The organism is Borborobacter arsenicus, assembly GCF_003934165.1.
Lineage (GTDB): Bacteria > Pseudomonadota > Alphaproteobacteria > Rhizobiales > Rhizobiaceae > Pseudaminobacter > Pseudaminobacter arsenicus.
The window spans coordinates 1-25,304 of sequence record NZ_RKST01000043.1; the positions used below are offsets into that span (position 1 = coordinate 1).

Genomic DNA, 25,304 nt, shown 5'->3' on the forward strand with positions numbered 1-25,304 from the left:
CTCAAGAACTGGCGACGCGTCGCCACTCGCTACGACAAGACAAAGGAATCCTATCTCGGCTTCGTCGCCATTGCCGCAGTCAAACTATGGATACCCTTTGTCCACGAGCGCTAGATTTGTTCGAATCGGATCACCTAGATCTTGGGAAATGCAATGCCAGAATAGGCCATGCTTGTGCGGAAGGTCGATTATCAAGGCAACTGGCGGGGTGCTAGGCGCTACAATTTTGAGGACGCGTATCGCCTGAAGAAGACTCGGCAGCGTCGGTGGCGGGGCAGCGATCTCACTAGTGGGCTTCCTTTGGGCTAGCTGCGCCATGGCAGCTGCTGCCATGATTGGCTGGGATGCAGCTCCGAATTCAACAGCGGCGTTGCCTGCCTTTTCGTCGACGATGCTGATTTGTGGTACCGGCAAGCGCGTCAACTGCGTCGTGGACGGCAACACGATCTGGTTTCGAGGCGAGAAGATCGTCTTGAAGGTTTCAACGCGCCCGAGATGAGCGGATCCTGTGATCACGAAACCAGGCTTGCGCGGCTGGCGCGAGACCGGCTCCAAGAACTTTTGGCCGCTGGCTCATTCAGCGTCGAGCGCAGCGACCGGGATCGATATGGCCGAACGCTGGCGACGATCCGCGTTGACGGCCGCGACGTTACCAACATCATGGTTGGCGAGGGCCTCGTGCATATCTGGCGCGGCCGCAAAGCTGGTGCGGCTAGTCACAGAAATGACGGCTGCACCGGCTCCTCGATAGCCGGACCGGTGGTGGCACAATCTGCAGCATGTTATCTGGCATTGGCCGCTGCAGCATCTTCGCCTCATCCCAGGGTGCGTGCATCCAGACATCCATCTCTTCCTGGGTGGTCAGGATGACAGGCATGGCCTTATCGTGGATTGGTGCGACAACACCATTCGGCCGGGTTGTGAAGATGCCGTAGAGCTCATAGTCACCCGGTCCGTCCTTTACCCGCCGAATGCCGTGCCACCTCGTCCATAGGCCGGCAAAGGCGAAGAAGGGTAAGCTGTCGTCGACCGCGATCCAGAAGTTTCGTTGGATACCCGTCGCCGGGTCCTTGTCACCGGGAGTAGGGCTCGGCTCGGCAAAGCTCGTTGCCGGCACCAGGCAGCGATGCTCGGTGCCGAGATATGGCCGCCAGTGCGCGAACTGCGGGTTCCGGATATTGGTCGTTCCGCGGCCGGCCTTGCCTTTCATGTGGTCCGGCGGTGTCGGCATGCCCCATTGAGCGACACCAGCTCTCGTTCACCATCCTGGCCGGATCGAAGCACCGGAGCGCGATAGTTCGGATAGATGTCGTATGACGGCTGGTTGTGGCCGGACAGGTCACGAATCGCACGCACGAATTGACGCAGAGCTTCGGTGGTCGTCGTGACGTTGTAGATGAGGTGATTGCAGTTGCTTTCAAGCCCGCGCGGTTTCCGGGAAGATATGGACTGACGTTGGCAAACAGAGGCGTGAACATGAAATACTTCGCAGGCTTGGACGTGTCGCTCAATGAAACCGCTATCTGCGTAGTCGATGAGGAGGGCATCATCCTTAAGGAAGGATCTGTGCCGTCCGAGCCGGACGCTATCATGACTTGGATCCGGCGGTTGGATGTTGTGATCTCTCGTGCTGGCCTTGAGATAGGCGGCCTTTCTCGATGGCTCTATGGAGAATTGCGAGCTGCCGGCCTGCATGCATTTTGCATTGATCCTCGGAAGCTGCGGGGCATAACAAAGACAATGCCGGTCAAGTCCGACCGCAACGATGCTCGGGCGATCGCGCAGGTCATGCGGGTTGGTTGGTACTCTATCGTCCATGTGAAGAGTCATAGAAGCCAGGAGATGCGAATGCTTCTGACTAACCGGCGAACGTTGTTGACGAAGCAGATCGACATCGAGAACGAGATCCGCGGGACGCTTCGTGTCTTCGGGGTGAAACTGTCGGGTCGCATTACGCAAGCAAATTTCGAGCGGCTGGCGCTTGAGTTGGTGGAACCACATCCCACGCTCGCGGCCATGATCCGCCCAATGCTGATTGCCCGCGCCGCGCTTCGTGACCAGTACGCCGTTTTGCATAAGATGCTTCTTCGGATGGTTCGCGATGATGAAGCATGCCGACGCTTGATGACGATACCTGGTGTGGGTGCGCTGACGGCCGTGATGTTGACAACCACCATCGATGACCCCGACCGCTTCCAAAGATCGCGAGACGTCGGGGCCCATTTGGGAATGACGCCGAGAAAGTACGCATCTGGAGAGATCGATAGGAACGGCGGAATCTCGAAGTGCGGGGACGCCTCTATCCGTGCGACGCTTTACCAAGCCTCGCTGGCGCTGCTTTGCAGATCCCAGCGATGGTCGAAGCTGCGCACTTGGGGGATGGCGGCCGTTAAACGAAGGGGGGTGCGCAGGGCCATCGTTGCTGTCGGCAGAAAGATGGCGGTGCTCATGCATTGGGTATGGGCTGATGGAACCAGCTTCAGATGGGGGAATGAAGTGACAGCTTGAGGACACGACTATAACCGGTTGCCGCTCATAGCGGCTCGATGTCCCGCAAGGACGAGGTTGAGGGGACTGCGTTGCAACCTTTGTGCCCCAGCACGTTTGTAGATAGCAGCCCTTGCCTTCGAACCACTTCTTGAGGCGATGTACATTCGACCTCGTACCTCGTAGACAAGAGCGAACCTTGCGGTGGCGTCGATTCATTACGGAGCCAAGCCCTTGTGAAAGCAACTGCAATCAGACAAGAGGTTGCACATTACAGGAACCAGCCCAGCTGAGTGCATGCAGCGAGCACTACGACAAATGCGACGATCAGGACGCGGTCGCGTCTAGAGAAGGGCGAATAATCAGGAGGCCGCTTGTCTCTGCCTGAAACCATTGACGCCTCCGTCGCCCACCTCTGCGCTTCCCATAACATTTTCACTCGCTTGTTGCTTGGCCCGGTTATGGTGCCACTGTCGCGAAAAACCAGAAGACACAGCCACACGGGTCAACGCCAGTTCCCGCGCGAGATCTTCGTTGGCAACAAGCAGGGCGACGACCGCAGCCTTGGCATCACCGCCACAGGTCGACGATGTCGTTTATCAGATGCGGTGCTCGAAGTGCGACCAGCGCGGCACGCTCAAGATCGACACGATGATCCCAACGGCCGCCGAGAAGCAGGGTATAATCCTGCGCCGGATCGACAGGATCTATTATGTGCGTCGGGTGACTTGGAAGGATGTGTGAGTCCTTGGGCTAGGGAATAGGCGCGCACGGTTCATTTGTGCCGAGCAAGGACCGGCCTGGTAGTCTGGCGTACCAGTCGCGACACTATTCCAGCGAAATCTGCCGGGCACTCTTCGAAAGACGCAACTTCAAACTCATTGTTCAGGAAACCCGCCCATTGTCGCGGTTGCTGCGCGAAGTAGCAGAGCTGCTCGATGTCTTCGGCAAGTCCGTTCGCGGGCCGGCAGATTAGCCTGTGGTTCGCACCTGAGTAGTTTGGGAACGACTTGCTCCTCCGCTATTGGGACAAAACTATCAGCAAGCAGCCGTTCCGCTGACTCCGTCACCATGACAGCAAGCTCTTACAGACTCGGCCTGAGAGCCAAGCTAGGCCGCCTGCTTGCCGTCGATCCACACCCGTTGCACCTCCAGTGCATCTGAGAGATGCAGGATGTTGGCAGCCGTTCCCGGCTCGAAACGGCCGAGGCGGTTGCCTTGTCCAACGGCTTGCGCCGGATAGAGCGAGGCCATGCGCAGCGCCTCGCCAAGCTCCAGCCCGATGGTTTCGTGGATGAAACGGACGGCCGAGATCATGTCGAGATCGGCGCCGGCCAGCGTGCCATCGTCAAGCGTCAGGCGGCCATTCTCGCGCCTGATCTCGCGCCCGTTGAGCATGAAGGATTGCAGATCGGTACCAATGGTGGCCATGGCGTCGGTGACCAGGAATATTCTTGCCGGCTCCTGCTTGGCGCGGAGCGCGATGGCGATGGTGGCGGGATCGACATGGATGCCGTCGGCGATCAGCCCGGCCCAGAGTGTCCCGCTGTCGAGCACCGCACCCGCCAGGCCGGGTTCGCGGCTGCCGAGCTGGCTCATGGCGTTGAACAGATGCGTTGCCATCGATGCGCCGGCAAGCACCACATCAAGCGCCTGCGCGTAGCTCGTATCGGTATGGCCGAGACTGACGACGACATCGGCGGCGCTCAGCGCTTCGATGCGGTGAAGCGCGACGGATTCGGGTGCGAGCGTCGTCAGCAGCACCGGCAGTTTTTGCCGCGCGGCGATCAATGCTGCCTGATCTTCATCGTCCATCGGGCGGATCAGCGCCGGATCATGCGCCCCCTTGCGGGCAAGCGACAGATGCGGGCCTTCCAGATGAAGCCCGAGAAAGCCAGGCACTTTCTGCCGGGCCGCCTGCGCGCCGGCTTCGATGGCTGACGCGGTGATTTCACGCGTGTCGGTGATCAGCGTCGGCAAGAGCGCGGTTGTACCGAAGGGCGCGTGGGCAGCGCAAATCGTGCGGATGGTTTCGAGCGAGGGATCGTCATTGAGCATGATCCCGCCACCGCCATTGACCTGGAGGTCGATGAAGCCCGGCGTGATGATGCCACCGCCGAGATCGATGCATGTGATATCGGCATCGGCATCACGCATAATGCCGTGGATCGATCCGTCCCGCACGACGAGGGCGGCGTTGTCGTGCCACGTCTCGCCATCGAAAATCCGCGCGCCCGAAAGGGCGAAGGCATTTCTCATAGGGTCTCTGTCACTTTTCTCAGATTGGGGGGCTGGTCCGGGTTCAGCCCGCGATGGCGGGCGAAGGCCTCGACGAAGGAATAGAAGGAAACGATCAGTGCCAGCGGATCGGTCAGCGGATGCCCGGTCGCGACATATGGAATCCCGGCCGCCTTGGCGACGAGATCCGATGTCGCAAACACATTCGCCTGCTTGCCCGCCAAGGCATCGGCCACCTCCGCCACCGATTTCTCGGCAGCATCCCGCGCCGCCAGCGCCAGTACCGGAAAACCCGGCCTGACCAGTGCCAGCGGGCCATGCATTATCTCGGCGGCACTATAGGATTCCGCATGGAAGGCGCAGGTTTCCTTAAGCTTGAGCGCCGCTTCGGTGGCCATCGCAAATGCCGGTCCCCGCCCCAGGATGAAGAGCGAGTTGCTGTCGGAAAGCGCTCCGGCAAAATCCGTCCAGTCGCTGCCGATGGCTTTGCGCAAATGCCCGGGCAGTTTGGCAAGTGCGGCAAGCAGGGCCTGGTCGTTGGTAGAGTGCGCCATCAGTGCCAGTCCCGCTACCACCGAATTGACGAAGGATTTTGTGGCCGCGATGCTCTTCTCGACGCCGGCCTGGATGTTGATCACGTGATCGGATGCGTCAGCCAGCGGTGAGACCGCAGTATTGGTGATGGCGACCGTGAGCGCATCCGCCGCGCGCGCCGCAGTGGCCATCGCGACAATATCCGGGCTCTTGCCGGATTGTGATATGGCAAGGCAGACGGAGCCGGCAAGTTTCAGCCGCCTCCCATAGATCGAGGCGACCGAAGGCCCGACCGATGCGACCGCCAGCCCGGCGGTCAGCTCGACCGCATATTTGAGGAACAGGGCCGCATGGTCCGACGAACCGCGCGCCACGGTAACGACGAAATGCGGGTCACGCCGGGCGATCGCGGCTCCCGCTGCGGCAAGCGCCGTCTTTGAGCCGTCGAGCAGGCGCGCCACAGCGTCCGGGATTTCCATGATCTCGCGACGCATGTGGGTGGTCGTCACAGGATGGACTCCCCGCTTTCATCCGGGCTGCTCAAGCGTAGTTCGGCGACGAAATCATAGGCATCGCCGCGATAGACCGAACGGGTGAACTCGATCACCTTGCCCGAAAGCAGATAGGAAATCCGCTCGATGTTCAGGCTCGCCGAGCCGGGCGCGACCTCAAGCAGCTTCGAATCCGCATCCCCTAGGTTGGCCGCCGAGATGCGCTGGACCGCGCGCACCGGGCGATTGCCCGTCTTTTCCAGGGTGGCGTAAAGCGAGGAGCCCACGGCGTCCGGATCAGGCAAGGTGCTCGCCGATAGCGAGGCACGTTCTATTGCCAGCGGCGTGCCGTTGGCAATGCGCAGGCGGCTGATGCGTGCCACCAGCTCCTTGGACGACAGGCCGAGCACCATCATTTCCTCGGGAGAGGGCGGGTAGATGCCCCTCTCCAGCCAGGCGGAGCGCACCTTCATGCCGCGCCGGGCCATATCCTCGGTAAACGAAGTCAGCCGCGACAGCGATTGTTCGACACGGTCCATGCGGGGGGCAACGAAAGTGCCGGAGCCATGGCGCTGCACGAGCATGCCGTCCCTGACCAGTTCCTGTACGGCCTTGCGTACGGTGACCCGCGACACCTCCGCCCTGGTCGCGATGTCGCGTTCTGAAGGAAGCGCATCGCCGGGGACGAGAAGGCCACGGCGAACTGCGTCGGCGATCGCCTTCTTCAACTGCAGATAGAGCGGCGCGCCGTTTTGCGCCGACGTAGCGATGCCGGCAAAGATACTGGAGGCGTCAGCCATCTGCGCCTCCTTTCGGCGCGCCGAAAAGCCGCGCCGCCATCGATACCGCCCCGCCGAGCGCATCCTGCAGCGGCGGCCGCAGCATCATTCGATAGCGATGCGAAAGCTGCGGAGCAATCAGCGCGGCCAGGCCGCCGAGCAGACACAAAATCTGGTCCGGCTCGAGTTTCAGCGCATCCAGCGCTTCCTCGACATCGCCGACAGCACGGGCAATCACGCGGCTGCCGACTGAATCGCCCCTTGCGGCGAAGTCGAATACCAAAGGCGCGAAATTGCCGAAATCGGCCGGCTTTGAGGCCGCCGCGAATTTGACGATTTCGCGGGGATCGCCGCCAAAGTGCGCCATCACGGCGTGGGTGAGTTCGGATCCGGGCCGGATATCGTCATGCGCCACAAGGACTTCCTGAAGCAGGTCGCGGCCGATGCGCGCGCCGCCGCCGAGATCGCCGAGCATGAAGCCCCAACCGCCGATGGTCTGCATGGCTGCGCCCTTGCGCGACATGAAGATCGAGCCGGTGCCGATGATGGCAATGGCGCCGTCGCGCTCGCCGAGCGCGCCGTTCAACGCGATCACCGCATCGCTTTCAACGAGGCTGCGACGGAATGGCAGCACCGCTTCGAGCTGCTGCCTGTAGCCGCCGACATTGGTGCCGGCGAGGCCGAGCACGGCGTCGGTGGCGGAGATCATGGTGCTGTCTTTTCCGGCATCGACGAAGGCCAGGCGCGCCGCCTCCACGATGTTGTGGCGGGCGCCGGTCAGGTCGGTCATGATATTGGCTGGACCGCTCTTGCCACGGCCGATGATATCACCTGCCAGCGTCGCCAACGCGGCCCTGCAACTCGTGCCGCCGCCATCTATACCGAGAACCAGATTCACTTGGAGAGCCTCCTAAGCTATATAATACCAATAAAATACCACTCGCCAAGCGTTAATTCTTGACCGTTAAACAATCGCAGCTAACTGGCTGATAAGATGCATCTATCTCTAACGGATGAGTCGGAAGATTTACAAATTCATTAACGCAGCTGGACAAGTGGTATTTTTTTGGTATGGTTTTTTCAGGGAGAGGCATGAATGCGCGAAAAGCGTACCGAGGCGGTGCACAAGGATGCGGAGGGGCTTGATCGGCAAACGCCGGAAACCGTCCTTCGCCTTTTGGCCGCCGCGCAGCTCGAAGCCGCCAAATCCGTCCATGAAGCGATCGACGCCATTGCCGAAGCGGCACGCATTGCGGCTGGCTGTCTGGCTCATGGTGGCCGCATCGTCTATGCAGCTGCCGGCAGCTCGGGCCTGATGGCGCTAGCGGATGCGCTGGAGCTTCCGGGAACATTCGGCATTTCCCGTGACCGCATAGTCGTTTTGCTGGCCGGCGGAATGCAGGCCCTGCACCATCTGGCCGGTGGACCGGAGGATGACGCGGCACAGGCTGCGCGGGAAGTCGCCGCGCAGAAGCTTTCTGCAAATGATTGCCTGATCTCGCTGTCGGCCAGCGGTTCGACACCCTATGCTTTAGGGGCGCTGGAAGAGGCGCGCAGGCATGGGGTGGCAACGATCGCCATCGCCAACAATGCCGGGTCGCCGCTTTTGCAATTGGCCGACACCGCCATTCTTCTGGCCACGCCGCCGGAACTGATCGCCGGCTCGACGCGGATGGGCGCCGGCACGGCGCAGAAGATCGCGCTAAACATGGTGTCGACGCTGATGGCCATCCACCTCGGCCATATCCATGACGGCTATATGGTCAACCTCCAGGCCGACAACGCAAAATTGCGGGATCGCGCGGGCCGAATCGTCTCAGCCGTCGCCGGCTGCTCGCCAGAGGAGGCCGCGAGAGCCCTCGAACAGAGCGACGGAGCCGTCAAGCCAGCCATACTGATTGCTGCCGGCGCTGCCAACGCCGATGCCGCGAGGAGATTGCTCGAAGATGCCGGCCAGATGCTGCGACCGGCACTTTCGAGACTTGGGGCGAGCGCAGGTTCTCGTCAAAATCGAGCCTGAACGGGTCAACAGGGAGAAGCAACAATGAAACGCACGACACTGACGGCGCTGCTGATGGCGTCCAGTATTCTGGGAACGGCGGGGATTGCCATCGCCCAGGGTAAGACGCTCACCATCGAAAGCTGGCGCAACGACGACTTGGCCATCTGGCAGGAAAAGCTGATTCCAGCCTTTGAAGCCAAGAACCCCGGCATCAAGGTGACCTTCGCGCCCTCGGCCCCGACGGAGTACAATGCCGCCCTCAATGCCAAGCTCGATGCCGGTTCGGCTGGCGATCTCATCACCTGTCGCCCGTTCGACGCCTCCCTCGAACTCTTCAACAAGGGCCAGTTGGCCGACTTGACCGATTTGCCCGGCATGGAGAACTTCTCCGACGTCGCGAAGTCGGCCTGGACGACGGATGACGGCAAGGCCACCTTCTGCGTGCCGATGGCGTCGGTCATCCATGGCTTCATCTACAACCAGGACGCCTTCGATCAACTTGGCATCAAGCCGCCGGCGACCGAAGCCGAATTCTTCGAGATGCTCGAGAAGATCAAGGCCGACGGCAATTACATCCCGATGGCCATGGGCACCAAGGACCTTTGGGAAGCCGCGACCATGGGCTACCAGAATATCGGCCCGAATTACTGGCATGGCGAGGAAGGCCGCCTGGCGCTGATCAAGGGTGAGCAGAAGCTGACCGATCCGCAGTGGGTCGAGCCCTTCGCGACGCTTGCCAAGTGGAAGCCCTATCTCGGCGACGGTTTCGAGGCGCAAAGCTATCCCGACAGCCAGAACCTGTTCACGCTCGGCCGCGCCGCCATCTATCCGGCCGGCTCTTGGGAGATATCCGTCTTCAACACCCAGGCCGATTTCAAAATGGGGGCCTTCCCCCCACCGGTGAAGCAGGCCGGCGACACCTGCTACATTTCCGACCACAACGACATCGGCATCGGGCTGAACGCCAAGAGCGCGAACGCCGATGCGGCCAAGACGTTCCTGTCCTGGGCCGCTTCGCCGGAGTTCGCCACGATCTATGCCAATGCGCTGCCGGGTTTCTTCAGCCTGTCGTCCGCGCCGGTGAAGATGGAGGATCCGCTGGCGCAGGAATTCGTCTCCTGGCGCGAGACGTGCAAGCCGACGATCCGATCCACCTATCAGATCCTGTCACGCGGCACACCGAACCTGGAAAACGAGACCTGGGTGGCCTCGGCCAATGTGATCAATGGCACCGAGACGCCGGAAGCTGCTGCCAAGAAGCTGCAGGAAGGCCTCGACAGCTGGTACAAGCCGGCGAAGTAAGGCCGGGACGGGCCGCCGCATCGGCCGAACCGACCACTCGTCCACGTGCCGGCACCTTCTACCCGTGAACGGGGAGAAGGAGGGTTTGCCGCGACGTTGACGGCCTCCCTTCTCCCCGTCACTTTACGGGGAGAAGGTGCCCGAAGGGCGGATGAGGGGCAGCGCCGGCCCATCAGGTTCACCGCACGAATTTTGAGAGCTGGGGCATGGCAGTGGATATCCCGCACAGACGCCGAACACGCTGGCACATCGCAGTTTTCTTGGCGCCTGCCGTCCTGGTCTACACGGCGGTGATGATCCTGCCGCTGTTCGGCACCTTGCAGCTGTCCTTGTTCACGGCAGACGACCAGTCGCGAGTCTTTGCCGGCCTCGACAATTTCCGCAGGCTCTTCTTCGACCCGCGCTGGTCGGCGACCTTCTGGAACGCGCTGTGGAACAACACCTGGTTCTTCATCATCCACATGCTGGTTCAGAACCCGATCGGCATTGCGCTGGCGGCAATCCTGTCGAGTCCCAGGCTGCGCTTTTCGGCCGCTTATCGGACGGTGATTTTCGTGCCGACGATCCTGTCCTTCGTGATCGTCGGCTTCGCCTTCAAGCTGATCCTGAGCCCGCTCTGGGGCGTGGCGCCCAACCTGCTCGACCTTGTCGGGCTGAAGAGCCTCTTCACCCCATGGCTCGGCAAGGAGGAATATGCGCTGACCACACTCGGGCTGATTTCTGTCTGGCAGTTTGTCGGCATCCCGATGATGCTGATCTATGCCGCCTTGCTGTCGATCCCCGACGAGGTGGTCGAGGCTGCCGAGTGCGACGGCATAACCGGCATGGCACAATTCTGGAAGATCAAACTGCCGCTGATCCTGCCTTCGATCGGCATCATCTCGATCCTCACCTTCGTCGGCAATTTCAACGCCTTCGACCTGATCTACGCCGCACAAGGGGCGCTGGCCGGGCCGAATTATTCCACCGACATTCTAGGCACCTTCCTCTATCGCACCTTCTTCGGCTTCCAGTTGCAGACAGGCGATCCCTATATGGGCTCGACGATTGCCTCGATGATGTTCTTCATCATCCTTGCCGGTGTTTGCGTCTATCTGTTCGTCGTCCAGACGCGGCTGCGCCGCTATCAATTCTGAGGGGGAGTTAGCATGCCTCATTCCGATACGTCTCCCTTTCCATCTCGGCCTAGCCTCGACATCTCTGCCCCACTTCGTGAGGGAAGAGGATGGGTGTCCAGCCTGGCTCCCATCCTCTCTCCCGGGCAGGGGGAGAGGTGTCACGCACGGCGTGACGCAGAGGGGGTGATTGACCGGGTTTTTGAGGATCGGACATGAGCCGCGCGACGATTTCACTGCCGCGCACTGTCGCCGCCCATGCGGTGCTCCTCACCTATACCGTGATCGCGCTGTTTCCGGTGGTGGTCATCATCATCAATTCGTTCAAGTCGCGCAACGCGATCTTCCGCACGCCGCTGACGCCGCCAACCGCCGAGACCTTCGACCTGATCGGCTACGCCACCGTGCTCAATCAGGGCGACTTCCTGCTCTATTTCCAGAACAGCTTCATCGTCACCGTCGCCTCATTGTTTTTCGTGCTGCTGTTTGGAGCGATGGCCGCATTTGCGCTGGCCGAATATCGCTTCAGGGGCAACACGCTGATGGGGCTTTATCTGGCGCTTGGCATCATGATCCCGATCCGGCTCGGCACGGTCGCCATATTGCAGCTTATGGTGGCAAGCGGATTGGTCAACACACTGACGGCGCTGATCCTGGTCTACACGGCTCAAGGGCTGCCGCTTGCCATTTTCATTCTCTCCGAGTTCATGAAGCAGGTCTCCGACGATCTGAAGAATGCCGGTCGCATAGACGGGTTCTCGGAGTATCGCATCTTTTTCCGGCTGGTTCTGCCGCTGGTGCGCCCCGCCATGGCAACCGTTGCCGTCTTCACCATGATCCCGATCTGGAACGATTTGTGGTTTCCGCTGATCCTGGCGCCGTCGGAAGCGACCAAGACGATCACGCTCGGTGCGCAATTGTTCATCGGCCAATACGTCACCAACTGGAACGCGGTGCTGGCTGCGCTTTCGCTGGCCATCCTGCCGGTACTGGTTCTCTACCTGATCTTCTCGCGGCAGTTGATCCGCGGCATCACTTCGGGAGCGGTCAAATGAACGCAAACTCTGAAAGATTCCTGCGCGTCCTGGTGGCCGGACTTGGTAACATGGGCCGCAGCCATGCGCTCGCCTATCACCGCAATCCAGGCTTCGAGATCGCAGCACTTGTCAGCCGCTCCGATCTTGAGCTTCCTGCGGAGTTGTCCGGCTACGAAATTCGCCATTCATTCATGGAAGCATTGCGTGAACTGAAGCCGGACGTCGCCTCCATCAACACCTATTCCGACAGCCACGCGGACTACACGATCGCCGCGCTCGAGGCAGGCTGCCATGTGTTCGTCGAGAAGCCGCTCGCCACCACCATCGCAGATGCGGAACGCGTGATCGACGCTGCAAGGGCCAATGGGCGCAAGCTGGTCATCGGCTACATTTTGCGCCACCACCCCTCATGGGTGCGTCTGATCCACGAGGCCCGGAAGCTCGGTGGACCCTATGTATTCCGCATGAACCTCAACCAGCAATCAAGCGGCCATAAATGGGCAACGCACAAGCAGTTGATGAAGACGACCTCGCCGATTGTCGATTGCGGCGTGCATTACCTCGACGTGATGTGCCAGATCACCGATGCCCGGCCGGTGGAGGTGCGCGGCATGGGTCTGCGCCTCACCGAGGAAATCGCATCAGACATGTACAACTACGGCCATTTGCAGGTGTTGTTCGAGGATGGCTCGATCGGCTGGTACGAGGCCGGCTGGGGGCCGATGATCTCGGAAACCGCCTTCTTTGTGAAGGACATCATCTCGCCGCGCGGTTGCGTATCGATCGTCATGGACGAAAGATCCAAGTCGGACGATATCGACACCCACACCAGGACTTCTACGATCAGGCTGCACGAAGCCGCGGTCGGACCGGATGGCACGTTCACCAAGCCTGACCAGCTTCTCTCGATGGAAGGAGAGCCTGGACATCAGGACCTGTGCGAGTTGGAGCAGGCCTTCTTGCTGAAGGCGATCCGCGAAGATCTCGACCTTGCGCGCCATATGGAGGACGCCGTGAAGTCGCTCGCCGTCTGCCTCGCCGCCGACGAAAGCGTGCGCACCGGCAAAGCGGTGCGGCTGTGATGATGAAACTATTTGAACCGTTGCCACTTTATGGTGCCAGGCGTGAAGAAGCGCAGCCATGGTTCGGTAGGGCCGGCGCGGCAAAGAAGGGGGATACGCCGTGGGCTCGCTGAATATCGAGAATGTGAAAAAGGCCTTCGGCTCGGTCGATGTGTTGAAGGGCATCGATCTCGAAGTCCGCGACGGCGAGTTCGTGGTCTTTGTTGGTCCGTCCGGCTGTGGCAAGTCTACCCTGTTGCGCGTCATTGCCGGGCTGGAGGATGCGAGCTCAGGCAATATTATCATCGATGGCCAGAAAGTGGATGCGGTGCCGCCTGCCGAGCGCGGCATCGCCATGGTGTTCCAGACCTACGCGCTCTATCCGCATCTCAACGTGCGCAACAATATGAGCCTTGGTCTCAAGCAGATAAAGACGCCGGCCGACGAGATCACGCGTCGGGTGAAGGCTGCTTCCGGCATGCTGTCGCTGGAGCCGTATCTGGAGCGGCGCCCCGCTGAGCTTTCAGGCGGTCAGCGTCAGCGCGTCGCCATTGGCCGTGCCGTGGTGCGCGAGCCGAAACTGTTTCTGTTCGATGAGCCGCTCAGCAATCTGGATGCAGCACTTCGCGTCAATACGCGGCTGGAGATCGCGCAGCTTCACCGCCGGCTATCGGCAACAATGATCTATGTAACGCACGACCAGGTCGAGGCGATGACGCTGGCCGACCGGATCGTGGTGCTGAATGGCGGGCGGATCGAGCAGGTCGGCGCGCCGATGGAGCTCTACAATTCGCCAACAAACCTTTTCGTCGCAGGCTTCATTGGGTCGCCCAAGATGAATTTCATCGATGGCACACGGCTCGGCGAGACGGCGAAGACCATTGGGGTGCGGCCGGAGCATATGACAGTCGACCCGAAATCCGGAAGCTGGAAGGGTACTGTCATTCATGCCGAGCATCTGGGCGCCGACACCAACCTCTACCTCGATGCCGAACAGGCCGGGCTGCTCACCATCCGCACTTTCGGCGAATACAGGGCGGAGCCGGGAACCACGCTTTATGCCACGCCCGATCCCTCGCGTATCTTCCGCTTCAACGATCAGGGTCGCACGATCCGGTAACCCTGATTGGTTCCGGCCACAAACGGCAAATTATTAATCGGAACCCCTGCCATGCTGATCGACGCGTTTCTTGCCGCTATCAGTCGACCCTCCAGAACTCGTGGCCAGATCTTGCCCACGCTCGTCTTAATCTGCGAAATCGGCTACGTCCCCACATAGCAGAACTCTAAGCCTAGTTTTGCTCCGCCGCGACAGTCGGTGGCGGCGGTACGACGCCGGCCGGCAGATTGCTTCAATCGATGGCTGTTGCCGTTCATGGTCAGGATGTGAACGGGGTGGGTCAGCCGGTCGAGCAGCGCGCCAGTGAGGCGCTCCGATCCCAGGACGGACGTCCAGTCCTCAAAACGGCAGGTTCGAGATGACGATGGTTGAGCCGCCCTCGTAGCGCTGGGACAACACCTCGAACAGCAATTCCGCTCCGGTTGGCGACAGCAGCACGTAGCCGAGTTCATCGACAATGAGCAGCTTCACCGTCTGCAGTTGAGCCATCACTGCACTGACCAGGTAGACGCAAAGTAGAACCGCCAGGCCAAGCATCGCCTTCATCCTGAACACTCCTGCTGCGGTCGGGAATATAACGTCGGAGCCATTGGGCAGCCAGCCACCGTCGTGAGTGAGTGGCTGCGAGTTTGGACTCAACATCAAGAGGGATCGTGTGGCGACATGGTCGTTCCTCGCACGCCAAGGAGGCAGGCGGGGGAGACGCCGAAGGAGGAACTCGAATTAGCCGAATGCCAAGAGACGACCCGGCTCCGAGTTCTCGAGCAACCGAACCTGCAGGCCGGACCGTCCGGTCACGATTCTTTTGACCGCGTTCGGCGGCAACAGGCTGAACGCAGTCGAAAAGGCGTCCGCACTCGCTGCGTCGGGGGCAACGACCACAGTACTCCTGTAGAGGCTCGCACCAAGCCCGCTACGTGGATCGATCAAGTGGCTGAAACGGCTCCCGTCGCCGAACCGGAACCCATCGGGGCTCGATGTAGCTACGGCCCTGTCCTCGAGTTCCAGCACAGCGGAAAGCCCGTTCGTGCTGAATTCACCTCTGATGCCGACTCTCCAAGGTGTTTCATCTAGCCGGGAGCCGATAGCACGGATTTCGCCCGTGTCGACGAGGCTTTTTGTGACGCCACCCGCACGCAGCAGTCCCACCACCCGGTCGGCGATGAAACCTTGCGCGATGCCATTGAGGGTGAGCGCCATGCCTCGTCGGGCAAAGGCGATCCGGTTCTCGTCATAGCGCACGTTGCCAAAGCCCACGAGGTTCAGCGCCGCGTGCAGTTTTGCCTCCGGTGGTCCGGCTGGGTCCGGGTCTTCACCGCCGAAATGCGCAGCAAGAAGCGTCCACACCGGCTGGACCGTCGGATCGAAGGCGCCACTGCTCAGTTCCCACACCTCCCGGCTTTTCTCGAGCAGGGAGAAGAGCTCCGGCGCAGGCGCGGCTAGGGCGCCTGTCTTATTGAGTTCCGACAGTGCAGAATCCTGTCGGTAAAGGCTGAATATGCCTTCGAGCCGAGCCACTTCGGCAGCTGCCTGGTTTACCAGCAGTGCAGCAGCGGCGTGGTCGGGATGATGAACGATGATCGAGGCGGACGCACCAAGGGCCTGGCCGCGCCAGCTTGCAGACTTGAGTCCTTCCTTTGCTGACAGGCTGAAAGGAAACAAGCTAGACCCCGCCACCGATGCGGCAATCGAGATGAAGCGGCGGCGGTTCAGGAGATGAATCATGACTCGACTCCTAGTTGGTGGCTTTAGCGGGTTCCGACCCGCCACTGTCCTGTGGCGCTTCCTCAATCCCCAGCACATAGTCGCGGGGGATTGCGTCGAAGCGCACCACTTGCCCGCCGTTCTTGTTGGCAAACGCGGCGGCGGCGTCTCGTGTCGAGAACGGAACAGTTTCCGGAGCGCCCATCCCGCCGCGCACCGAACTGCCGACGACGTAAAAGGCTTGCCGGGCCTCGACCCAGTTCTGGGCTCCGGGATTTTCCCAGCTCTCGGCCCTGGCCATATCCGAGACATAGATGGCGGCGATGTCCTTCGGCTCCTCCGGAAGCATGGTAAACGCAACCGTGTCGCGTGCTGAAGAGAACCAAATCGGCTCGAGGATTTTCCCGAGTATGACCTGCCCCTTCGGGCCGGGATGCTCGAGCACGTTCATGCCGCAATAATGCCCCATCGCGGTCTCGTCCAGCGCGGCAGGATTCGGTGCGTCGAGCTGCGTCTCCCCAGTGCAGCCAGCCGATATGAGGATAGCGAGAAGGGCGAACGGGCGCACCCGGCGGATCATAGCTCTCTCCTCGAAAAAACCATCGTTGCTCCCGCAAGCGGAACAAGCGTCCAAGCGAGGAGAGCTGTTACAAGGGCAGACGGCGACAGACCGGAGTTCGCTGCAATACTCGTCATGCCCGACAGCGCGCCGACGCTTTCGGAACCGAGGTTAAGCAGACGATAGGTATCGGTCGGGTTCGCAAGCAACAGCGCGTTCAGAAATCCACCGCCAATCGTGCGCCCCTGATCGACCACCAGAAGTCCAAGCAGCGCCATGTCGTAGATCAGGACGCAGAGAAGCCACACGCCGATGGCAATTCCGCCCGCGGTGCCACGCTCTCGTACCAGACTGCTAACCAGGTATCCGATCGCCACGAAAACCGCACCCAGCAGCACCGAGGACAGGATCATGGACGCGAACGCCGTCCAGCTTGCTGCGTCGATGGCCGCGCCCGTCATGGCCAGGGCGGCCGCCGCCGCACCGTAGCCGAGCGACGTGGCAAATGCGAGAATGGCCAGGTGACCAATGAACTTTCCCATGATCACCTGCCAGCGTCCGACCGGGTAGCTCAGCAGCAACAGCATGGTGCCACGTTCCATCTCCCCCACGATTGCATCATGTGCGATCAGGAGGGCGATGAGCGGCACCAGGAAGATCGTCAGGCTTGACAGGCTGACGATGACCACGTCCAGCGGGCTTGCGCCAACGTGCCCTGTAGGTGCGCTGCCGAGGAACGTCAGCGTCAGCGCCAGCGCCATAAGCAGCAGGGTCGTGGCAAGGACCCAGCGGTTGCGCAAGCCCTCCTGGATCTCCTTGCTGGCCACAATGAGGATGTTCTTCATTTGCAAGCCTCTCCCGTGGCGAGAAAATGTGCGTAGAGCTCGTCAAGCGTTGGCGGAACGACGTCGAGGTCAATGACGGGAGCATCGGGGGACGCGGCGCTTCTCAACAGCGAGATCTTGGCGTCCGGTTCCGCGTCGATCTCCAGCATGTGGCCATTGATCCGCTTCCATGCGCCGGTCCGGCCTATCCAGTCGTCTACACTGCCGGCGTCGGAGTCGGCCAGCGTCACACGGACACGTGTCGGCAATCGGGCAATGCTGCGCAGTTCTTCGATTGTACCGTCGGCAATCTTGCGCCCGCGATTGACGATCACGACGCGGTCCGCCTTGCCTTCCAGTTCTGTTAGCGCGTGGGACGACAGCAACACTGTCGCCCCGTCCGCACGCAATTCCGCGACGATCTCGTAGAAACTGCGGCGAAGGGCCGGATCGAGCCCGGTTGTCGGCTCATCTAGGAGCAGTACCCTCGGGCGGCCGAGGAGGGCCTGCGCCAAGCCAAGTCGCTGCCGCATCCCCTTCGAATAGGTGCCGACGCGCCTGTCGGCGGCTTCTCCCAGCCCAACCCGCTCCAGCAAGCTACCGACCGAGGCCAAAGGTACGCGCTTCAGCCGGGCATAGAACGTCAACGTCTCGCGGCCGCTGAGCGCCATGTTGAACGACACGTTTTCGGGCAGGAAGCCAAGCTGCTGGCGCGCGGCGAACTGCCCTGCCGCGGGATCCTCGCCAAGGACGCGGACGGTGCCGGAGTCCGAACGGACAAGGCCGAGCAACAGCTTGATGAGCGTTGTCTTGCCGGCCCCGTTGTGGCCGACCAGCGCGACCGTCTCGCCTTCCCGGAAAACGCATGAGAGATCCGTGAGGGCCTTCACATTGCCGTAAGACTTCGTCACTGCGACAACTTGCACGGTTTCTGACATCATCGCTCCGGTTCTAACCGGACGGGCGGAGCCATCAGCGGGCGACTATCGACCACCCCGCCCGGCAAGAGAGCAGGGAACTGCCCTTGTGCCCAGCGGATCACCTGGACCGCGGGACTGTTCATGAGAACTTTGGCCTGCGGAGAAGTCCACAGTACCCGGTCGATGATGTCGTTCGGGCGGTAGGGATTGTCGCCGATCCCGTCGCCATCAAGGTCGAAGGCGGGATTGTCGCTCCAGTAGTTACCGCGACCTTCCGCCGACCAGTCGAGGTGGCGTGTGCCGACATACTTGACCTGGTTGCGGTTCCGGATGAAGGCATTGCCCGACATGGCGTTGCCTTCCGATCCGGCCGTGAAGTGGATCCCGATCGAGCATCCCTCGAACAGGTTGTCGCGGAACTCGTTCTTGTTGGCGTTGTAGATAAAGACGCACTTCTCCGGGCCGATCCGCATGCTCTTCGCCTTTTCCGCGTTGTCGATCGGGTCGGAGTCCGGCACTGCATGCGGTCCACCTGCACGGCCCGCGCTCATCCATCTTTCCGCTGGCTGAAGCCGCCCCCGAACCGTGTTGCCCTTGATCACCGAACCGTTGGCGTAATTGAGCAGCAGGCCGTGGTCACGGTCGCCGTCCGAGAGGTTGTCTTCCACGCGCAGGTTTCTCGAATACATGATCGCATAGCCGACCGAATTGCCGACCGAGACGTTGTCGCTGACCTCACTGTCATTGGTGTACATGTAGTGGATGGCGAAGCGCAGGTTGCGCAGCTTGTTGCCTCTGAAGACGTTCCTCTTGCTGGTCTTGGTGAAGATGCCGTCCCTGCCGAAGCTGATGTCATTGTCGATGACCTGGGCGCCGGGAGCGTTCCAGACCGAGATGCCGTCTCCGGCTTCGCTGGTGCGGCCCTCGCTGAGGCCGACGATTCTGTTTCGCTTGGCCAGCGAATCTGCTGCGCCGTGAAGATAGATCCCGACGAGATTACCGATGATTGCGTTATCTTCCACATGCGTTCCGGTAGCCGTCTTCGCCACGAACACGCCGGAGTCCATTTCGGAAAGGCTCTTGCCCGATCCCCTGATCTCCAGTCCGCGCACGATCGACTGCGGCGCGGTAACGGTGATCACGCTCCCGCGTCCGGTGCCCACGACGACGGCGCCAGTCTCGCCCTCAAGCGTTAGCGTCTTGGCTATGTCGACCGGGCCTTTATGTTCTCCCTCCTGCAGCCGGATGACGTCGCCAGGATCTGCGGCGTCGACCGTCGCCTGCAGATTTCCGAAGCCGGCCCGCTGCAGGATGATCTCGGCCCATACAGTTGAAACGGGGAAGCCGGCGAGAAGCGCCGCCATCCCCAGTGCTATCATGCTCAGGCGAGCCATCGGCTACACGCCCTGCGGCTCGACGAACATCCGGCCTTTCATCTCCATGTGCATCGCATGGCAGAACCAGGAGCAGTAGTACCAATAGACGCCGGGCTTGCTTGCGGTGAAGGTCACCGATGCGGTCGCCTGCGGCGCAACCTCCATGTTGATGCCATAGTTGATGATGCTGAAGCCGTGGGTCAGATCCTCCACCTCGTCGATGTTGGTGACGTAGACCGTCACCTCGTCGCCCTGTTTGACCGTGAACTCCTCGAGGCTGTACGCCGGGGCGACCGAAGTCATGTAAACGCGCACCTTGTTGCCGTCGCGGATGACATCCGCCGCACTTGTGAGATCGATTCCATCCGCCTCGGCCTGCTTTACTGCGTCCGCGAAGAACGGATCGTCGCGGCTCCAGACATGGACCGGATCGATCTTGGAGCGGTGCACGAGGGTCGCGTCGTGCGGTTCGGCGAAGGTCGGGTTGTCATGCACCAGGACCATCTCATCGCCTGAGATATCGATGAGTTGATCGTTCTCCGGCTTGAGAGGCCCTACGTTTAGATAACGGTCCTTGGAAAACTTGTTGAGCGAAATCAGCCACTTGCCGTCGGCTTCCTTGGTCTGGCCCATGGAGGTGTGGTTGTGCCCTGGCTGGTAGTGGACGTCCAATTTCTGGCGGATCGGGTCGACCTGCTCTCCGGCGAACGCCCGCTTCGCGTCCTCGATGTTCCACTTGCAGATCTGGCTGTCGATAAACAGGGTCGTAAACGCATTGCCCTTGCCGTCATAGGCCGTATGCAACGGCCCGAGCCCAAGTTCAGGCTCGGCGACGACGGTATCGCGTGGCTGGATTTTGTCGTCAAACAGGTCATCGAACTTGCGCACATCGAACACGGTTACCGTAGGGGACAGCTTGCCGTTCGCCACAACATGGATGCCGTCGGGTGCGGTGTTGATGCCGTGTGGGCTATTTGGAACGGGCACGTAGCGCGTAAGTGGCGAGCCCTTGCGGCCGTCAAGTACAGGAACGCCGTTGATCTCCTCGTATTCTCCCTTTGCGACTGCCTCCTCGATCCGCTTGAGGTTGAAGATCACCACCCAGTCCTGCTCGTTTTCCATCATTTCGGCGAGGTTCACGCCTTCTTCGGAATTGTAGCAGGTGGCAAAACAGTACTTCCCCTGATAGTCGCCATCCACGTTGTCGAGATTGCCGTCGACCATCACCTGCCATGCGACCTTCATGGTTTCGCCGTCCACGGCGGTAAAGATGGCACGGTACGTGCTCTTGTCGGTCATAGTCTTGCCGTCATTGACAAGAGGCACCCGATCCTCGCCGTTGCAGAACACGTAGCCGGTCTTCGGATATTTCTGTACCCGAAGGCCATGCACCGTGTGCTGGTTTGGCAACTGGATGATCTTGTCGCATTTCATCACGTCGAGCCTGATGCGGCAGACGCGGGTGTTCGCCTTGTCGTTGGCAAAGAGGTAGCGGCCGTCGTAGGTGCCGTCGGTGAACGACGGATGCGGATGGTGCAGGTCGCCGTTGAGGTAGATACCGCCCTTGTCTTTCAGGAACTCCTTGGTTTCGGGCAGCAGGCCTTCGGTTAGAACCTTCAGGCTCTCGTTCGTCTGACCCCACCCCGTCGCGCTGCAGCGGTTGAAGACCGGGATCCGCATCATCTCGCGCATGGATGGCGCGCCCATCACGCGGATTTCGCCCGTCTGGCCGCTGGAGAAGAAGACGTAGTACTCGTCGAGTTCTCCGGGCTTCACTTCATACTCCAACTCGCCCTTTTCGTCGGCGACTGCCGGAGAAACCACGCTGCCGCCAAGCGTCAGCGTTCCGCCGACGCCCGTCGCGCCGGCCACTGCGGCTATTGCGCTGGTGCCAAGCAATTGGCGCCTGCTAAGCCCTTTTCCTGATTCTTCCTGTTGCATGGATCTCTCCTTTGCTTGCTCACGTGGTCGGCCGGGTGACCGTATCGGGCTTTTCCACCGGCACCCCTTTGTGGGAGATGACGGGTTTCGCAGGGCCCTTTTCCTTCATGGAAGGAGAAGAGAGCGCCTCGAATTTTTCGCGCTTGAGCCGAACCTGGATCATGTGCGGACAGCGGTGGTCGTCGTGATACAGTTCCTGGCAATGCATGCAGTAGATGCATTCGTTGACGTTGATCTGGCCCTCCGGATGGATCGACTGTACCGGGCACTCCTTGGCGCAGCGCTGGCAGGGAGAACCGCATTCGGGCCACCGCTTGAGCCATTCGAACATCCGGATGCGGCCAGGAATGGCAAGGGCTGCGCCCAGCGGACACAGATAGCGGCAATAAAAGCGTTCAATGAAAAGCCCTGCCGCCAAGAGGGTGAGAGCGAAGATGACAAACGGCCACTCGCGGGCAAACTTGAGGACTATCGCAGTCTTGAACGGTTCGACTTCGGCAAAGACCTCCGCCAGCGCCAATGAATAGAATGACAGTCCGAATAGCCCCAGGAATATGATGTATTTGATCGGCCACATCCGCTCGTGAATGCCGAACGGCACTTTGATCTGCGGTACTTTCAGCCATTGGGCCAGGTTGTTGGTGAGTTCCTGGAGCGCGCCGAACGGACAGAGCCAGCCGCAGAATGGGCCGCGTCCCCAGAAAAGCAGCCCCGCCGCGACCGCCGCCCAGAGGATGAAGACGAGCGGGGCCGACAGGAAAAACTCCCAGCTGAAGTTCGTGATAAGGGAGTTGGTGAAGGTCAGCACGTTGACGACGGAGAGCTGGGCGTTCGCGTACCAGCCTAGCCATACCAGCGTGAAGAGCAGGTAGCCGCGGCGGACCCAAGTGAACAGGCGAGGGCGCCTGACGAGCCAGTCCTGGAAGAAGAAGATAGCGGTCAACACCAGCAGCGCAAACACAGTTATTCCGATCGATACCATGTTCATCTCCCATATCCGCTTCCAGAGCGGATCGTCATCGACCGGAGATTCTGCGCCCGCATCCGCGTCCTTTACTGGCGATGCCGCGCTTTGGGACCCCTCCGCCTGCGGCGATGCCGCTGTGGCCGCAGGCGAGGGTGGCGTCTGCGACACCTCGACGTACTGGTCGGGCAAAGAGTAACCCAGATTGAATGGAAGGCTCGCCTTGTCGCGTGCTGCGAAGCTCCGCTGGACCAGGAGTTGCAGTTCCCATGGGGCTGTGACGTCGAACCTGAAGTCTTCTGGAACAGTAAAAAGCGCGATCTCGCGAAGCCGTGGAGCGCCTTCGGCAGCGAGGTCGCCAAGCCGCGCATGGTTGCGGTCGCGGAAGCGAATCCCCTGGCCGTCCTGCAAGAGCTCGATGCGGTCGAAGATGCCCCCACGCACGTAACCAGAGCCCTTGAATGAGTAAGCGCCGTCTCCCGCCACGATGATAGCGTGCTGGCCGTCCTTCAGCCGTTTCCGCAGCCGCTCGTAGCCGCGCTCCCCCAGAAGGCTCAAGCCGATCGTGGGCACGCTGACCGGAGCGACGTAAAGTTCGATGAAGAGGTCGTCGGGATTCTGGCTCTCCGGCCGATTCGCGGCCTCGACCTTCCCCGCCCGCACGAAAGACTGCGTCACCTCGCCGACAGTCAGGCGGAGGCTGCGGACCGACCCGTCACCGATCAGTGTCTGCCAGTCGCGGGCCTCCTGCTTCGCGAGGTCAAGTTTGCGGGTATGCCCGTTTACAGATGCGGCTTTTGCACCCTGGCTGCTTCCGCCCAAGCGGCCGCTTCGGATTAACTGCACCGCGGAGCGCACGACGCTGTCGCCCATGACAAGGATCGTGACCGTCGCGCCGCTCACGATGTCGACCTGCGGCGGCCGCTCAACTCCGGCGGCAACCCTGCCGAGGTCCTTTCCGATGAGCGAGTTAAGCGCGCCGACGACCTTTTCTTCAGGGATGCCGATCAGGACGATGGGCTCGGAATGCCCGACGAGACGCAACCCACGTACCGTTCCCTTCAGGTCGATACCCACAAGAATGTGGATCGGCTTGCCTGAATAGCCAACGGAACTGGTGAAATCGGAATTGAGATAGACGTAGCCCGAAAGTTCGTCGCCACGATAGACGGGAGCGAGCGGCGGGCCGCCCTCGACTTCCCCGAAGCGATCCGCCCCTTCGAACAACTCGCCTGGCTGTGCCCGCTGCAAGAACTCCGACAGCCTGCCTGCCGCCGACGCCGGAAGCGAAAAGGAGAGGGAGGCAAAGAAGGCAAGAGCGAGTAGACAAAAAAGCGAAATCAGCGGGCGAGGGAGCCAGGGTGAGCGGTTTGGATGGCGTGTACTCAAGGTGCTGATCCACTCCGTCCTGCAAATCATTGTCAACGGACGAGCCCCTCCGCTTGCCCGTCCCAAGTTAGCTCCCTTGAACACGAATTCAACCTGAGTATCTTTGTTCCAGCGCAAATCGCCGCTTCGTCTGCTATAAGGGCAAAAGGCGGTCAGCGGAGGCTCGAGCCATGTCGATCCTGAAGTCGGAACCCTTCGCGGCCGTGACGTCGATGGACGAGCTGCTGGCCATCGCCTATGTCATGGAGCAGGAGGCCATCGACGGCTACTCAAAGCTCGCCGACCATATGCGGCGAGAGAACAGACCGGAAATGGTGGCGGTGTTCGAGCGACTGGTCGGCGAGGAAAGCCAGCATCTGGGCAACGTCGTTCACTGGTCCGAAACTGTCAGCGGCGGAAAGCCTGACCTTACCAGCCTGCGTTGGAAGCCGACCGATACCTTCGACGACGAGGGGGCAGGCGCAGTAGCACCCCAACTGCTAAGCGCCTACAGGGCCTTTGCCATGGCGGTGCGCAACGAGGAACGCGCCTTCCTTTTTTGGACATATGTAGCCGCCCAGGCGGAACAGGAGGAGCTTTGCCAGGCGGCTGAACGGATGGCCAAGGAAGAACTCGGCCACCTTGCAACGTTACGTCGTGAAAGGCGCCAGGCATTCCATGCGGAGAAAGACTCTGCGGCGCATGATCTGGATTTCGAGCTGCCCGAACTGGAACTGAAACTTGCCGACCATCTCGAGGGAATTGCGACCATGCCCAAGGGAGCAGCTTTCGATTTCCACGACCTGGCCAAACATGCGCGGGAGCGTTCAACCGAGCTCGCAAGACATCCTTTTGGCTCGTCGCCGCTTCTGAAGAACGGCGTCGCCCCCGAAATCATCGGAAGGATTACGCCGTTATGCGAACTTCTGCTGGACTGCTATCTCGACTTCGGCGAACGGCTGCCCGACCAGGAAAGCCGTTCGCGGGCGCAGCAATACGCGGCGGGTGCAGTGGAGTGCAGGTCGGCAATCCGAGCCTTGTTGAAATAACGGGGGCCGTCGACCGTGGATACGATGTTGGGCATCGGCCATCGGATCGGCAGGATCCCCCACCGCGGCATCGTCGGCTACACGACCAGGCGGAAGAAGGACCACATCAACGAGCTCCTCGCGATGTGACACCCCAACAAGCGGCAGATCGTGGCGACCCGGCGAGCCTCTACCGTGTGCATCGGGTTGAAGTGTTCGACCTGTGCTGTGAGTGAACCGCTTTCGTGTGGAAGAGCCGGAACTCTTTCGCACGTACCGATGGTATTTCGATGGCGTGAGGGCTTCATCGCTGAGCTCAAGCCCGTGCCAGTTCCGAATTCAGGTGATCGGCCAGCCTGATCGCGAAGGCGAGGATCATCAATGTGGGATTTGCATGGCCGCTGGTCGGGAACACAGATCCACCCGCAACATAAAGGTTATGTACGCCGTGGAC

The 25,304-nt window shown here is 60.9% G+C and carries 25 protein-coding genes and 2 pseudogenes; 12 read left to right on the top strand and 15 right to left on the bottom strand.

What is annotated here, in order from left to right; translation table 11 throughout:
- The 3 genes and pseudogenes from EET67_RS26200 to EET67_RS26205 form a co-directional block, all read left to right on the top strand.
- Window positions 1–114: pseudogene (locus EET67_RS26200) on the top strand (IS5 family transposase); the annotation flags it as partial.
- Between the two features lie 202 nt (window positions 115–316).
- Complete coding sequence (locus EET67_RS25760) at window positions 317–499, top strand: hypothetical protein (protein ID WP_165900014.1); 183 nt, start codon at window positions 317–319, stop codon at window positions 497–499.
- On the top strand, window positions 496–870 hold the full coding sequence (locus EET67_RS26205; protein ID WP_245451175.1) for a thermonuclease family protein: 375 nt from the start codon (window positions 496–498) through the stop codon (window positions 868–870). Before EET67_RS25760 ends, EET67_RS26205 begins: the two co-directional genes overlap by 4 nt.
- On the opposite strand, the pseudogene EET67_RS23470 reads toward EET67_RS26205, so the two are convergent.
- Window positions 758–1,446: pseudogene (locus EET67_RS23470) on the bottom strand (SOS response-associated peptidase); the annotation flags it as partial. The gene EET67_RS26205 and the pseudogene EET67_RS23470 overlap by 113 nt on opposite strands.
- 30 nt (window positions 1,447–1,476) lie before the next feature.
- Here EET67_RS23470 and EET67_RS23475 point away from each other — a divergent pair.
- Window positions 1,477–2,508, top strand: coding sequence for an IS110 family RNA-guided transposase (locus tag EET67_RS23475; protein WP_128628635.1), 1,032 nt, complete (start codon window positions 1,477–1,479; stop codon window positions 2,506–2,508).
- Window positions 2,509–3,051: 543 nt separating this feature from the next.
- Complete coding sequence (locus tag EET67_RS23480) at window positions 3,052–3,231, top strand: hypothetical protein (protein ID WP_128628636.1); 180 nt, start codon at window positions 3,052–3,054, stop codon at window positions 3,229–3,231.
- 366 nt (window positions 3,232–3,597) lie between these two features.
- On the opposite strand, the gene nagA is transcribed toward EET67_RS23480, so the two are convergent.
- Genes nagA through EET67_RS23500 form a run of 4 tightly spaced genes read right to left on the bottom strand, consistent with a single transcriptional unit; the run spans window position 3,598 to window position 7,427 of the window.
- Entirely contained in the window at window positions 3,598–4,746 is a 1,149-nt protein-coding gene (gene nagA / locus EET67_RS23485) for an N-acetylglucosamine-6-phosphate deacetylase (RefSeq protein ID WP_128628637.1), read from the bottom strand.
- A complete protein-coding gene (locus EET67_RS23490; RefSeq protein ID WP_128628652.1) occupies window positions 4,743–5,753 on the bottom strand; it encodes an SIS domain-containing protein in 1,011 nt (336 codons plus the stop codon). The genes nagA and EET67_RS23490 overlap by 4 nt, the downstream gene beginning before the upstream one ends.
- 11 nt (window positions 5,754–5,764) lie before the next feature.
- Window positions 5,765–6,550 carry a GntR family transcriptional regulator gene (locus EET67_RS23495; RefSeq protein ID WP_128628638.1) on the bottom strand — a complete coding sequence of 262 codons (786 nt, stop codon included), beginning with the start codon at window positions 6,548–6,550 and terminating at the stop codon, window positions 5,765–5,767.
- Complete coding sequence (locus EET67_RS23500) at window positions 6,543–7,427, bottom strand: glucosamine kinase nucleotide-binding domain-containing protein (RefSeq protein ID WP_128628639.1); 885 nt, start codon at window positions 7,425–7,427, stop codon at window positions 6,543–6,545. The genes EET67_RS23495 and EET67_RS23500 overlap by 8 nt, the downstream gene beginning before the upstream one ends.
- 198 nt (window positions 7,428–7,625) lie before the next feature.
- On the opposite strand from EET67_RS23500, the gene EET67_RS23505 reads away from it, so the two are divergent.
- From EET67_RS23505 to EET67_RS23530, 6 genes are all read left to right on the top strand, one after another.
- The gene (locus EET67_RS23505) at window positions 7,626–8,549 is read left to right on the top strand and encodes an N-acetylmuramic acid 6-phosphate etherase (protein ID WP_128628640.1); all 924 of its coding nucleotides are present in this window, start codon (window positions 7,626–7,628) and stop codon (window positions 8,547–8,549) included.
- A 24-nt stretch (window positions 8,550–8,573) separates the two neighbouring features.
- A complete protein-coding gene (locus tag EET67_RS23510) occupies window positions 8,574–9,833 on the top strand; it encodes an ABC transporter substrate-binding protein (RefSeq protein WP_128628641.1) in 1,260 nt (419 codons plus the stop codon).
- Between the two features lie 206 nt (window positions 9,834–10,039).
- On the top strand, window positions 10,040–10,969 hold the full coding sequence (locus EET67_RS23515; protein WP_128628642.1) for a carbohydrate ABC transporter permease: 930 nt from the start codon (window positions 10,040–10,042) through the stop codon (window positions 10,967–10,969).
- Between the two features lie 194 nt (window positions 10,970–11,163).
- Window positions 11,164–12,003 carry a carbohydrate ABC transporter permease gene (locus EET67_RS23520; RefSeq protein ID WP_128628643.1) on the top strand — a complete coding sequence of 280 codons (840 nt, stop codon included), beginning with the start codon at window positions 11,164–11,166 and terminating at the stop codon, window positions 12,001–12,003.
- A complete protein-coding gene (locus EET67_RS23525) occupies window positions 12,000–13,067 on the top strand; it encodes a Gfo/Idh/MocA family protein (protein WP_128628644.1) in 1,068 nt (355 codons plus the stop codon). The genes EET67_RS23520 and EET67_RS23525 overlap by 4 nt, the downstream gene beginning before the upstream one ends.
- A 100-nt stretch (window positions 13,068–13,167) precedes the next feature.
- Window positions 13,168–14,166 (top strand): ABC transporter ATP-binding protein, encoded by a 999-nt coding sequence (locus tag EET67_RS23530; protein WP_128628645.1) that lies wholly within the window; start codon window positions 13,168–13,170, stop codon window positions 14,164–14,166.
- Window positions 14,167–14,309: 143 nt separating this feature from the next.
- Here the strand turns inward: EET67_RS23530 and EET67_RS26695 are convergent, their stop codons facing one another.
- From EET67_RS26695 to EET67_RS23570, 9 genes are all read right to left on the bottom strand, one after another.
- The gene (locus EET67_RS26695; RefSeq protein ID WP_425359548.1) at window positions 14,310–14,489 is read right to left on the bottom strand and encodes an ATP-binding protein; all 180 of its coding nucleotides are present in this window, start codon (window positions 14,487–14,489) and stop codon (window positions 14,310–14,312) included.
- Window positions 14,490–14,505: 16 nt separating this feature from the next.
- Entirely contained in the window at window positions 14,506–14,712 is a 207-nt protein-coding gene (locus EET67_RS26700; protein ID WP_425359549.1) for an ATP-binding protein, read from the bottom strand.
- 177 nt (window positions 14,713–14,889) lie between these two features.
- Window positions 14,890–15,891 (bottom strand): FAD:protein FMN transferase, encoded by a 1,002-nt coding sequence (locus tag EET67_RS23540; protein ID WP_128628646.1) that lies wholly within the window; start codon window positions 15,889–15,891, stop codon window positions 14,890–14,892.
- 10 nt (window positions 15,892–15,901) lie between these two features.
- Complete coding sequence (locus EET67_RS23545) at window positions 15,902–16,450, bottom strand: nitrous oxide reductase accessory protein NosL (protein WP_128628647.1); 549 nt, start codon at window positions 16,448–16,450, stop codon at window positions 15,902–15,904.
- On the bottom strand, window positions 16,447–17,274 hold the full coding sequence (locus EET67_RS23550; RefSeq protein ID WP_128628648.1) for an ABC transporter permease: 828 nt from the start codon (window positions 17,272–17,274) through the stop codon (window positions 16,447–16,449). The genes EET67_RS23545 and EET67_RS23550 overlap by 4 nt, the downstream gene beginning before the upstream one ends.
- Window positions 17,271–18,191: an ABC transporter ATP-binding protein gene (locus EET67_RS23555; protein ID WP_128628653.1), complete on the bottom strand. Its 921-nt coding sequence runs from the start codon at window positions 18,189–18,191 to the stop codon at window positions 17,271–17,273. The genes EET67_RS23550 and EET67_RS23555 overlap by 4 nt, the downstream gene beginning before the upstream one ends.
- Window positions 18,191–19,567: a nitrous oxide reductase family maturation protein NosD gene (locus tag EET67_RS23560; protein ID WP_128628649.1), complete on the bottom strand. Its 1,377-nt coding sequence runs from the start codon at window positions 19,565–19,567 to the stop codon at window positions 18,191–18,193. Before EET67_RS23560 ends, EET67_RS23555 begins: the two co-directional genes overlap by 1 nt.
- A gap of 3 nt (window positions 19,568–19,570) precedes the next feature.
- Entirely contained in the window at window positions 19,571–21,490 is a 1,920-nt protein-coding gene (gene nosZ / locus EET67_RS23565; protein WP_128628650.1) for a TAT-dependent nitrous-oxide reductase, read from the bottom strand.
- 19 nt (window positions 21,491–21,509) lie between these two features.
- A complete protein-coding gene (locus EET67_RS23570) occupies window positions 21,510–23,873 on the bottom strand; it encodes a NosR/NirI family protein (RefSeq protein WP_128628654.1) in 2,364 nt (787 codons plus the stop codon).
- A 140-nt stretch (window positions 23,874–24,013) separates the two neighbouring features.
- Between EET67_RS23570 and EET67_RS23575 the strand changes: the two genes are divergently transcribed.
- A complete protein-coding gene (locus EET67_RS23575) occupies window positions 24,014–24,871 on the top strand; it encodes a ferritin family protein (protein ID WP_128628651.1) in 858 nt (285 codons plus the stop codon).
- A 295-nt stretch (window positions 24,872–25,166) separates the two neighbouring features.
- Here EET67_RS23575 and EET67_RS23580 read toward each other — a convergent pair.
- Window positions 25,167–25,304: GMC oxidoreductase (locus EET67_RS23580; protein WP_133308885.1), on the bottom strand; the 138-nt coding region annotated here is incomplete at its 5' end.